General features: G+C 65.8%; 7 protein-coding genes and 1 riboswitch. All 7 genes read left to right on the top strand.

Going from position 1 to position 12,262, the window contains the following annotated elements; genetic code table 11:
• Positions 1 to 68: 68 nt before the first annotated feature.
• A riboswitch (cobalamin riboswitch) is annotated at positions 69 to 272 on the top strand.
• Positions 273 to 384: 112 nt separating this feature from the next.
• The 7 genes from I6F24_RS00425 to I6F24_RS00395 all read left to right on the top strand — a co-directional run bounded on the left by I6F24_RS00425 (position 385) and on the right by I6F24_RS00395 (position 12,262).
• A complete protein-coding gene (locus I6F24_RS00425) occupies positions 385 to 2,742 on the top strand; it encodes a TonB-dependent receptor (protein ID WP_225149777.1) in 2,358 nt (785 codons plus the stop codon).
• Positions 2,743 to 2,754: 12 nt separating this feature from the next.
• Positions 2,755 to 4,191 carry a PepSY domain-containing protein gene (locus I6F24_RS00420; protein ID WP_225149776.1) on the top strand — a complete coding sequence of 479 codons (1,437 nt, stop codon included), beginning with the start codon at positions 2,755 to 2,757 and terminating at the stop codon, positions 4,189 to 4,191.
• A 463-nt stretch (positions 4,192 to 4,654) separates the two neighbouring features.
• Positions 4,655 to 6,664, top strand: a complete 2,010-nt coding sequence (locus I6F24_RS00415; protein ID WP_225149775.1) for a hydantoinase/oxoprolinase family protein — start codon at positions 4,655 to 4,657, stop codon at positions 6,662 to 6,664.
• Positions 6,661 to 8,241, top strand: coding sequence for a hydantoinase B/oxoprolinase family protein (locus I6F24_RS00410; protein WP_225149774.1), 1,581 nt, complete (start codon positions 6,661 to 6,663; stop codon positions 8,239 to 8,241). The genes I6F24_RS00415 and I6F24_RS00410 overlap by 4 nt, the downstream gene beginning before the upstream one ends.
• Before the next feature lie 10 nt (positions 8,242 to 8,251).
• Positions 8,252 to 9,547 (top strand): aminotransferase class III-fold pyridoxal phosphate-dependent enzyme, encoded by a 1,296-nt coding sequence (locus I6F24_RS00405; RefSeq protein ID WP_225149773.1) that lies wholly within the window; start codon positions 8,252 to 8,254, stop codon positions 9,545 to 9,547.
• Positions 9,544 to 11,226, top strand: a complete 1,683-nt coding sequence (locus tag I6F24_RS00400; protein ID WP_225149772.1) for a long-chain-fatty-acid--CoA ligase — start codon at positions 9,544 to 9,546, stop codon at positions 11,224 to 11,226. The genes I6F24_RS00405 and I6F24_RS00400 overlap by 4 nt, the downstream gene beginning before the upstream one ends.
• A 103-nt stretch (positions 11,227 to 11,329) precedes the next feature.
• Positions 11,330 to 12,262 (top strand): N-carbamoyl-D-amino-acid hydrolase, encoded by a 933-nt coding sequence (locus I6F24_RS00395; protein WP_225141398.1) that lies wholly within the window; start codon positions 11,330 to 11,332, stop codon positions 12,260 to 12,262.

Raw genomic sequence — 12,262 nt, 5'->3', positions numbered from 1 at the left:
ATCTCCAAGGAAGTTGGTTGCTGTGGCCCCAACGCCGCAACTGGCACATTGACTCTGTCTTGGTGGTAATCCTAGATGCTCGCGACGGTTTTCCCGAGAGGGAATGAAAAGGGAATGCGGTGCGGGGAAAATTGTCCCCAATGCCGCGGCTGCCCCCGCAACTGTAAGCGGTGAATCCTTCGTCACGAGCCACTGGGTCCTCGGTCCCGGGAAGGCGACGAAGCGGTCACGACCCGCGAGCCAGGAGACCTGCCGTCAGCCGTGGTCACACGCGAAGATGTCGGTCGGGGAGTACAGACATTCGGCTTCATCGGACGGCTAAGGCCGACGGTGAAACCTCGTTCGCTGTGACGTGCCACTGACGTCATACCGAGGTTTTGACCTGTGTCTTCCATCCGTATCGCACGACCGCGCCGCGTCCTGCTTGCCTCCGCCGCGTTCACGTCCTTTGCCGCTCTTGGTCTGCCGGCCGCTCTGGCGCAGCAGGCCCGAGAGTCACTGCCACCCGTCGAGGTGTCGCCCGCCCAGGCCCGCAAGCCGGCCAAACCGGCAGCAGGAACGGCGCAGGGCGCGCGCCGCGCGGCAGCGCGCAGGCCGGCGGCTGTATCCGCAGCGCCAAGACCCGTCACGCCGGATTCAACGCCGCAAACGCCGCTCAACTCCAACGCCGTTGCCGAAAGCGCCTCGCGGCTCGGCTTGACGGTGCGGCAGACGCCCGCGACCGTCGAGGTTGTCTCCGCCGAAACCATGCGCGAGCAGGGCCATCGCACCGTGTCCGAGGTGGCGCAGGGCGCCGCCGGCGTCACCTCGGGCGACAACCCGGCCGAACCTTCGGCCTTCTCGATGCGCGGCTTCACCAACAGCCAGATCAACACGCTCTACAACGGCATCAAGATCGGTCCGCAGAACATGACCTCGCGGATCGTGGACACCGCCAACCTTGAGGCGGTGGAATTCCTCAAGGGCCCGGCCTCGCTGATTTCGGGCGAGGGCGCCGCGGGCGGCGCGATCAACTTCGTCACCAAGCAGCCGCACACCGGAGCTGTCCGTAACGAGGCCGATTTCTCCTGGGACTCGCTGAACTCGTTCCGTGCCCATTACGGCTCCGGCGGCAGCACCAATGTGCAGGGCCTGGACTATCGCTTCGACATCAGCCGTTCCGCCCTCAACGGCTTTGCCGATGACACCAATGTCAAGACGTTCGGCACGTCCGGCCAGCTCAACTACCGTGTTTCCGACAGCCTCAGGATCTGGGGTGCGGTCGAATATCGCGAAGACCGCTCGAAGGCCTATTGGGGCGCGCCGCTGGTGCCGGTGGCCTTCAGCGGTTCGCATGCGACGACGGGGATCGTCTCCGGCAATTACGTCTCGAATTACAACGGAACCAATCTCGGTGCCGTCACCATCGACGACCGCACCTTCAACACCAATTACAACGTTCTCGATAACCGCAACGTGGCGCAGGAAGTGTGGCTGCGTGGCGGCTTCGAGCTGAAGCTCGCGCCTGACCTCACGCTGAAAAGTCAGGCCTATGGCTATGGCGCGGAACGGACCTGGTTCAATAACGAGATCGAGGCGTTCAATTCCACCACGAACCTGGTCGATCGCGAGCGTTTCTATGTCGCCCACAGTCAGCGACTGGTCGGCAACATCACCGACCTGATCTGGGATACAAATATTGCGGGCTTCGACAACCGGCTGGTCACGACGCTGTCGTCGAGCTATCTCGATTTCGTCAGGCCCGGCGCGGCAAACTTTCCCGGCGATTCCGTCTCGCTGGTCGACCCCAACCGCGGCTTCTACGGCCTGCTCACGACACAGCAGCAGACCGCGCGCATCGACAACGAGGCGCTGTCATTCGAGGACAGGCTCAAGCTGACGCGCAGCTTCGCGCTGATCGGCGGCCTCCGCGTCGAGCATATCGGGCTCGACCGCAATTCGACCGACCAGAACGGGATCGTGAAGGCGGGCTTTCCATTCACGAAAGACTGGGCACCGGTCACGGGGCGCATCGGCTACACCTGGGAGGCCGTTCCCGGGCTCACCTTCTTCAGCCAATACGCCACCGGCGCCGACGTCGCAGCCAACAACATCTTCCTGCTCTCGCCCACCCAGCCGCTCGATCTGACCACCGCGCGCACCTATGAGACCGGTGTCAAGCACCTGTTCTGGGACAATCGGGCGGAGTGGTCGTTCTCGGCCTATGACATCCTGCGCAAGAACGTCTATGCGGCCGCCGGCGGCATGCAACTCAACATCGCCGGACGACAGGAGTCGAAAGGCGTCGAGCTTGCCGCCTCGATACGCCCGATCGAGCCGCTGCGGCTGTGGGGCAACATCGCCTATGTCGATGCGCGCTATGCCGACTACAATTTTGCCGGCGGCTCGTTCTCCGGCAACACGCCGCCAAACGTGCCGCGTATCGTCGCCAATGCCGGCGCGTCGTATCGCTTCTTCACACCATGGCCGGTGGAGCTTGGCATCACCGGCCGTCATGTCGGCGACCGCTACAACACCGACGCCAACGTCGTGACGATGAAGGCTTACACCGTGGCCGACGTCTACGCCTTCGTCGACATCCCCAAGACGGCGTTCAATGCGGTCGACCAGGCCCGCCTGACCTTCCGTGTCCGCAACATCACTGATAAGCGCTATGCGATCTGGGGCGATCCGTTCTATCCGGACCAGATCCTCCTGGGCGCGCCGCGCACCTACGAGATCTCGGCCGCGTTCAAATGGTGAGGCCCTGAGCGCATGATGGGCGCGATCGTCCTCACGCATCGCTGGCTCGGCATCGCGTTCTGCCTGCTGTTCGCGATGTGGTTCGCGACGGGAATCGTGATGCACTTCGTCCCGTTTCCGTCGCTGACGGAAGCGGAGCGATTTGCCGGACTTGTGCCGGTCGATCGCGACGGGACGAAGATCTCGGTCGCGGACGCCGTTGCGGCGAGCGGGATTGCCGATGCCACGCGTGTTCGGCTGATCCAGCGGAGCGATGGACCGGTCTACGTCGTCTCGGGCTCCACAGGTTCGCGAGCGGTTCGCGCCTCCGATGGAGGAGACGCGTCGGTGACATCAGCCGATGTCGCGCTCACCATCGTGCAAGCTTATTCACGTCAGCGCGGGCTTGAGGCGGTACGCGCTGCGATCGTCGCGCGGTCGGATTACGATCAATGGAGCGTGCCGAACGGTTTTGATCGCCATCGCCCCTTGTTTCGCGCCGCTCTTGGCGATGCCCCTGGAACGGAGGTCTACGTTTCGTCGCTGACCGGCGAAGTCGTCCTGGATACGACGCGCAGCGAGCGCGCGTGGAACTGGGCCGGCAGCGTGCTGCACTGGATCTATCCGACAATTCTGCGCAGCAGCTGGGCGCTGTGGGATGGCGTGGTCTGGACGCTGTCGCTGCTGGCCCTAATCGCGGCATTGCTTGGTGCGGTGCTCGGAATCGTGCGTGTGAAGATACGGGGACGCCAGCTCTCGTCGCCCTATCGTGGCTGGCACGCCCTGCATCACATCATCGGTCTCGTCGCGACCGTGTTTGTGCTGACCTGGATCTTCAGCGGCTGGCTGTCGATGGATCACGGCCGCCTGTTCTCGCGCGGGCAACTGACTCCGACAGAGGCCGGCGTGGTCGATGCCGCCCCGGATTGGCGAGACGCGTCGTCGCTCGATCCGCAGCCAATATCGCCGTTGGCCCGCGAGGTCGAATGGTTCGCCTTCAACGGCCATGTCTATCGGTGCGACCGGGTTGGTCTCGGCCGTCAGGCGTTGATCAGGGCAGGGGACGCGCCGCGCGATGGACCGGCGTCATACCTGGACAGGCAGGAGATCGGCGACCTGACGGCGCGCCTTGGCACCGGCTGTGCCGCACCGTTCCTGCTCGCCGGCAACGACGACTATCCGGCGCAATCCGCACTTCCGGGGGCCCCCGTCTACCGGACGACCTGCGGCGATCTCTGGTTCGATGTCGATGCTGCCGATGGCAAGCTGCTGCAAAGACTGGACCCGTCGCGCCGCGCCTATCGCTGGCTTTACAGTGCGCTGCACACGCTTGATTTCCCGATTCTGCTGGCTCATGCGCGGCTGCGTGACGCTCTCATTGTCGGGCTCTGTACGCTCGGGCTGATGTTCTCCATCACAGGCATCGTCATCGGCTGGCGGCGCTTGCGGGCATGGCTGGCGAGCGCATAGCCAGTCGCGAAATCTCCGTACCCGGCGCGACCCGTTCGGCGCGCCGGGTTATCCACCAGCGGCCGGTGATGTCCTCGCTTACCGACCGTACAATAAAGAGAGGCTGAGCCGACCTGCGTGCATAGCTCTTGGTCAGTGCTGTCTCCCGCACCGCCGACCGATCGCCTGCAAATTAGACAAACGGCCTTGTGCGATCCGATTGCAGTGCAACGGGCGCTTCTATTTGCCTCGAAGAATCCAAGGGTGCGCTGCACATTTTGACTTCGCGGCCTTCTGCTCTCTGCGCGAGCAGCGCTGCACGGAAACGTGCAGCCGATGCTGCGCCGCGCAAGGCCGGTGGCTTGCTAGCGCTTTGGTTTGCGACAACTCTGACCCTATCCCGCGGCCATCGCTCTGTCGCACGCTCGCACGTGATGGCATGACAGGGAATGATGATGAACGTCACGCGTAGCTGATTGTGCAGATGAGCGATCCCGGCAATCATTGGGAGGTCGGCACCGATATCGGTGGCACCTTCACCGACATCATCGCGATCCGGCGCGATTCCGCGGAAGCGCGGATTGCGAAGGTGCCGTCGCGCCCCGACGCACCGGTGCAAGCGATGCTGGAGGCGATCGAGGCGGTCGGCCTTCGCAAGAGCGAGGTGAAGCGCTTCGTCCACGGCACCACGCGCGTGACCAACGCGATCGTCGAGAACCGGCTGCCGAAGGTGGCGCTGGTCGCGACCGAAGGCTTTGCCGACGTGCTCGAGATCGCGCGCTATCGCCGCCGAGACCTCTACCGGCTCGACATTCCGCCGAAATCGCCGCCTCTGGTGCCGCCTGAACGCTGCTTTGGGCTCGCCGAGCGCCTCGATCATGAGGGGCGGGTGCTGAAGGCGCTCGAGGAAGCGGAGGTCGAACGCCTGGTGGCGTGGCTGAAGGGGACCGGCGTGCAGAGCGTCGCAGTCGCGCTCCTTCACGCTTATGCCAATCCGGTGCATGAAAAGATGCTGGGCGAGCGGCTCAGGGGCGTCGTCGCCCACGTCTCGCTCTCGCACGAGGTCAATCCCGAGGCGCGCGAATATGAGCGAACCTCGGCAACCGTGTTCAACGCGGCCGCGATGCCGATCGCGGTGGAATATCTCAGCGAGCTGGAGCAGCGGCTGCCGATCGGGCCCGGCCTGCAGGTGTTTCACTCCGCCGGCGCCATGGTGCCGATTTCGGCGGTGAAGCAGCGTCCGCTGGTGATGGCGATGTCGGGCCCGGCGGCCGGCGTCTCGGCGTCGGTCAGCATTGCGCGCCAGCTCGGCTGCGCGCGGATGCTGACCTTCGACATGGGCGGCACCACGACGGATGTGTGCCTGATCGTCGACGGCCAGGCCGAGATGACCGACGGCCGCATGCTCGGCGACAAGCCGCTGCGCCAGCCGATGCTCGCGGTGCATTCGATCGGCGCCGGCGGTGGATCGATCGTGCGCAACGGTCCCGGCGGGCTGACGGTCGGGCCGGAGAGCGCCGGCTCCGAGCCGGGCCCGGCCTGCTATGGCCGCGGCGGCACGGAGCCGACCATCACCGATGCCAATGCGGTGCTCGGCTATCTCAATCCTGAGACCAAGCTTGGTGACCGCATCGGCATCGACATCGCGGCCGCAAAGCGCGTCATCGCGCCGATTTCCCGCGCGCTCGGGCTGAGCCTGACGGAGACGGCGCTCGGCATCATCAAGGTCGCGAACGCGACCATGGCCCGCGCGCTCCGCCGCGTCACGGTCGAGTGCGGCATCGACGGGCGCGATTGCACGCTGCTGGCCTTCGGCGGCGGCGGCCCGATGCATGCCGCGGGCCTTGCCGATCTCTACGGCATTGCGGAGGTGGTCGTGCCCAGTGCCTCGAGCGCATTCTCGGCGCTGGGCTGCCTCACCGCCGATTTCAGCTTCCTGCAGCAGCAGACCCTTCGCGCCGCCCTCGACGGCATCGATCTCGCCCGCGCCTCGGAACGGATCGAGGCCCTGATTGCCGATGCCTCGGCGCCGCTTCTCGCCAACAATGTTGCGAAGGCCGAGATCCAGGTCGAGCCGGTGGCCTTGATGCGCTACGCGGCGCAGAACGACGCCATTCCGGTATCCTTCACGCTGCCGCTCGACGTCGCCAGGCTGAAGCAGGACTTCCTGACGCGGCATCATGAGCTGTTCGGCTATGCGACCGGCGAGCCCTGCGTCATCGAATCGGTGCGGGTGCAGGCGCGTCGCCCATCAACGACAATTGTCAGCCGGCCGGCGACCGCGGCGAGGGCAGTGTCTATGACCACGCGCACCTGCTCGTTCGACGGCTTCCACGACATCGCAACCGCGATCGTCGACCGCGCCTCGCTCACGGAGACCATCATTGGTCCCGCCATCATCGAAGACGCCTGGTCGACCGTGGTGGTGCCGCCGGGCTGGCAGGCGAGGCCCGATACATCAGGCAATCTGTTCCTGACGCGGAGGGCGGCATGAAGCTCGATCCGTTCGTCGTCGAGGTCATCAGGCACGGGCTCTCCGCCGCGGCCGAGGAGATGAGCCTCGTCATGACGCGCTCGGCGCGCTCGCCGCTCTTGCGCGAGGCCGGCGACCTCTCCTCCGCGATCACCGACGGTCACGGCGGCCTGGTCGGGCAGGGCCGCGACATTCCAATTCATCTCGGCGCGATGGCCTACACCATCCCCGAACTGTTGAAGGTGATGCCGCGCGATGGCCTGAACGACGGCGACGTCGTGATCTACAATGTCGGCGCGCTCGGCGGCAATCATCTCAACGACGTCAAGGTCGTGCGTCCCGTCTTCTTCGACGGCGAGATCGTCGCCTTTGCAGTCAGCCTCGCGCATTGGCCCGACATCGGCGGCACCTGGCCCGGCAGCTATTTCGCCAAGGCGGTCGATACCTTCCAGGAGGCGATGCGGATTCCGCCGGTGCTGATCGCAACGGCAGCCGGCCTCAACACGCCGATCGTGCAGCTGCTCAAGGCCAATGTCCGCGATGCCGAATCCTGCGAGGGCGACCTTCTTGCCCAGATCGCGGCGACCAAGGCCGGCGAGAAGCGCATCGTCGAGCTCTGCCGCGAGCATGGCAAGGCGGTCTTCATGGCGGCGCAGTCGCGCCTGCACGACCTCTCCGAAATCGAGATGCGGGAAGCGCTGCGCGATCTGCCGGATGGCATCTATGAGGGCGAGGATTATCTCGACGACGGCAGCGCGAACAACGCGCCGGCGCGCATCCATGTCAAGATCACCATCCGCGGCGACGAAGCGACCTTCGACCTTTCCGGAAGTTGCGACCGCGTCTCCAATTTCTGCAACACGACGCCATTCATGGCGCGCTCGGCGGTCGCCTATGCCGCGCGCATCATGAGTGGGCGCGACATGCAGCAGAATGCCGGCGCGCTGCGGCCGCTGACCATCATCACGCGCCCGGGCTCGATCCTCGAGCCCGGCTGGACCGCCTCCGTTGCCGCCGGCAATCACGAGACCTCCATGCGCATCGTCGATGCGATTTTCCGTGCCATGCAGGACACCATTCCCGAGCGCCTGTCCGCGGGCGGTGCGACCACCGCGGGTGTGCTGTTCTTCGCCGAGCCGCGGCCGAACGGGTCGTGGAAGATGCTCTATGAAGTCCATGGCGGTGGCGAAGGCGCGCGGCACGATCGGGCCGGCACGTCCGCGACCCGCGTGCATCTGTCCAACACCTCGAACACGCCGGTCGAGGTGATCGAGGCGAATTACGCGATCCGGCTCGAGCAGCAGGCCATCCGCCGGAATTCCGGCGGCGCGGGCGCGCATCGCGGCGGTGACGGCTCGGTCCGCACCTACCGCATCCTGGCGCCCTCGATGCACCTGACCACCTGCGTCGAACGCATGGTGATGGCGCCGTGGGGCATGCAGGGCGGCTCTCCCGGCAAGGCCTGCCGCATCTCGCTGGTCCGGCAGGGCGCCAACGTCGCCATCGACGGCAAGTCGAACCTGGTGTTGCAGCAAGGTGATCTCGTCACGATCGAGATGTGCGGTGGCGGTGGCTACGGCGCCGTTCCGGCGGAGTGAGGCAGTGGCGATGAGCAGATTGTTGCGAACCGGGCTGAATGCGGGCGAGGCTGCGCCGATGGCCGTGGTCGGCGGCGAGGGCGTCTACTTTCACCTTGCGGACGGCCGCAAGCTGATCGACGGCAGCAACACCGGCGGCGGCCTCGGCCATCGCCATCCTGCAATGGTGGAGGCGATCCGCCGCGCGGCCGATACGCCCGTCGTCAATGAAGGGTGGACCTGGGTTGGCCGCGAGCAGGCCGCCGACGATCTGATGACCACCGCCTTCAAGGGCGAAGAGGACTGGGTCGGCGCGGTGCGCTTCTGCATCAGCGGCAGCGAGGCCAATGACATGGCGCTGTCGCTCTGCCAGGCGCTGACGCAGCGCTCGGCGCTGGCAACGCGCGAGCGCGCCTATCACGGCATCACCGGGCTGTCGCGCAGCATGACGGTGCAGCCGCAATGGCACGGTGGCCTTGCGGTGCACGCCGGCGGCTCGAAACTACCGGCACCGATGGCGCCGGTGCGGATCCTGCCGGCGCCGGATGGGGCGATCTATGGCGCGCCGGCCATCAACACCCCGCCCAGCGAATATCTCGCGGACGCCCCGCGCCTGCTCTCGGACACGGCGGCGACGATCATCGACTATACGCAAGGCGGCATCTACTACGACGGGGCCTATCAGGACGAGGTCGCGCGCTGCGCGCGGCAGGCCGGCTCTTACTGGATCGCGGACGAGGTCGTCACCGGCGCGGGCCGCGCGGGGCGCTGGTTCGCGTTCCAGGGCGCGCAGAGCCGGCCCGATATCGTGACGCTCGGAAAGTCGCTCGGCGGCGGCGCGGCGGCCGTTGCCGCTGTCGTGGCGTCCAAAGACATCGTCGAGCGGCTGAAGGGCACGAGCTGGCAGAACTACGGCACGCTGCGTGGCCATCCGATCAGCATGGCGGCCGTCAGCGCCTATCTGAAGGTCGTCAGTGAGGACAGGATTCTGGACCACGTGCAGAATCTGGAGAAGCTGTTCACCCGCCGCCTCCTCGCAATAGCGCAAAAGCACCCCAGCGTGCAGCGCGTGGCCGGGCAGGGGCTGCACTGGACGGTGGAGCTGCATGGCCCGGATTGGCGCAGCTGGCATGCCGACACCACCGAGGTGCCGATCGCTTCGCGCGTCGCGGAGCGCGCACTGGAAGCCGGAGCCGTGATCGGCACCAGCGGCGAGCAGACCTCGCTGTTCCTGGCGCCGCCGCTGGTGATCTCCGAGCGCGAGGCGACGCTGCTGCTCGATGCGCTCGACCACGGCCTCGAAATTGCCGATAAGGAGCACGGGTGATCGCGGACCACGCAGCACCTCGTCGTTCGCCGGCCTGGCCGGCGGATGAGCCGTGGCATCTCGCGATGCCGGAGGGGACGCTCTACGACGCGCTGGCGCGCGCTGCAGGTGAACGGCCAACGCATCCGGCCACAATGTTCTACGGGGCGAGCCTGAGCTACGCCGAGCTGCGCGACCGGGTCGATGCCATGGCCGGCTTTCTGCAAGGCGTTTGCGGAGTGAAGCGCGGCGACCGCGTCATGATCGCGCTGCAGAATTCGCCGCAATACGTCATCGCTTACTATGCGACGATGCGGGCGAACGCCGTGATCGTGCCGGTCAATCCCATGAACAAGACCGCCGAGATCGCGTATCTCGCCGTGGACAGCGGCGCCAGGGTTGCAATCATCGGCAGCGAGCTAAGCGATGTGTTTGCACCGCTTGTGGGCGAGGCGATTACGCATGCGATTGTGGCGCAATACCGCGACGAAGTTCCAGCCGCGACGCCCGACACACTGCCATCATGCGTGACCGAGGCGCCGTTGGAGCCGCCTTCATCGCCGGGCTGGTATTCGTGGTCGCCCGCGATAGTGCAGGGCCTGCAGCCGGGTGCGATGGAGGCGGGGCCGGCGGATCTGATGATCCTGCCCTATACCTCAGGGACAACAGGCAAGCCCAAGGCGTGCATGCACACCCATCGCAGCGCGCTGTTCACCGCCGTCTTGCAGGCGCGCTGGTATCGGCTCAATGGCAGCGACGTGATGACCGGCTTCATGCCGCTGTTCCATGTCGCGGGCATGCAGGGCTCGATGAATGCCGCCATCGTCTCCGGCGCCACGCTGCTGCTGATGGCGCGCTGGGACAAGGATCTGCTGTCGGATTTGTTCGAGACCTATGGCGTCACGTTCTGGAACGCTGCGCCGACCATGATCGTGGATGTGCTCGCCAGCGCCGGCTTCCGCGACAAATGTTTTGCGAAGCTCAAGGTGCTGACTGGTGGCGGCGCGGCGATGCCGACAGCCGTCGCGGAACGGCTGAAGGGGCGGTTTGGGCTCGATTTCGTCGAGGGCTACGGCATGACCGAGACGATGTCTCCGACGCACCTCAATCCGATGGCGGCGCCGAAGCGGCAGTGCCTCGGCATCGCCGTGCACGAGACCGACGCCCGGGTGATCGATCCCGAGAGCCTGGTCGAGCTCGACGACAATGTCGTCGGCGAGATCATCGTGCACGGGCCGCAGGTGCTGCAGGGTTACTGGAACAGGCCGGAGGCGGATGCTGAAGCCTTCATCGAGCGCGACGGCAAGCGCTTCCTGCGTACGGGCGATCTCGGCTATCGCGATGCCGGCGGCTATTTCTTCGCCGTCGACCGCCTCAAGCGGATGATCAATGTCAGCGGCTTCAAGGTGTGGCCGGCCGAGGTCGAGGCGGCGATGTACCAGAACCGCGCCATCCGGGAATGCTGCATCATTTCAGCGCCGGACGGCTATCGCGGTGAGACCGTCAAGGCGCTGGTAGTGCTCGATGACGCCGCGCGCGCGACGACGTCGGAGGGCGACATCGTCGGCTGGGCGCGCAGCGCGATGGCGAGCTACAAGGCGCCGCGCGCCGTCGTCTTCGTCGAGTCCCTGCCGCGAACCGCCAGCAACAAGATCAACTGGCGGTTGTTGCAGGATGCCGAATGGGGGCGGACGGCATGAAAGCTGCTTGGCTGGAATATCGGCACGGAGCCGCGTTATGCTCGGCGCCGCGGAAGATCCTGCAAGCCGACGCTTCCCCCCAGACATCACCAGGAACTCGCTGATGCGCATCGTCAATGTCGCCGCCGCCCAGATGGGCCCGATTCAGAAAGCCGACAGCCGCGAGGCCGTGGTCAAGCGCATGATCGCGCTGATGGACGAAGCCAAGAGCAAGGGTGCCGACCTGATCGTCTATCCCGAGCTGGCGCTGACGACGTTCTTCCCGCGCTGGTACGTCGAGGACCGCGCCGAGTTCGACATCTGGTTCGAGCGCGAAATGCCGAACGCAGCGACCAGGCCGCTGTTCGAGCGCGCGGCGCAGCACGGAATGGCGATGAATTTCGGCTATGCCGAGCTGACGCCCGATGGCCACCACTTCAACACCGCGATCCTGACCGACAAAACCGGCAGGATCGTCGGCAAATACCGCAAGGTGCATCTGCCTGGCCATGTGGAATACGACAGCAAGCGCTCGCATCAGCACCTGGAGAAGCGTTACTTCGAGCCGGGCGATCTCGGCTTCAAGGTCTGGCGCGAGCTTGGCGGCATCATCGGCATGGCGATCTGCAACGACCGCCGCTGGCCCGAGACCTATCGCGTCATGGGCCTGCAGGGCGTCGAAATGGTGCTGATCGGCTACAATACGCCGTCGGTGAATGCCGAGAAGAGCGAGGAGGGCGTCGAGAAGCGCCTGTTCCACAACCGCCTCTCGGTGCAGGCCGGCGCCTATCAGAACGCGACCTGGGTGGTCGCGGTGGCCAAGGCCGGAAATGAGGATGGCCACCCGCTGTTCGGCGGCAGCCTGATCGTCGATCCCAATGGCGAGATCGTTGCCGAGGCCAAGACGGAGGACGACGAGGTGCTGGTCCACGCCTGCGACCTCGATGCCACGGCTTTCGGCAAGACCACGATCTTCGATTTCGCCCGGCATCGCCGCATCGAGCATTACGGTCTGATCACCAGCCAGACCGGCGCGGTGCCGCCGCCGGAGAAGTGA

Origin of the sequence: Bradyrhizobium sp. BRP23, assembly GCF_020194135.1 — a bacterium.
GTDB classification, from domain to species: Bacteria; Pseudomonadota; Alphaproteobacteria; order Rhizobiales; family Xanthobacteraceae; genus Bradyrhizobium; species Bradyrhizobium yuanmingense.
This window is presented reverse-complemented; position numbering and strand designations above follow the sequence as displayed.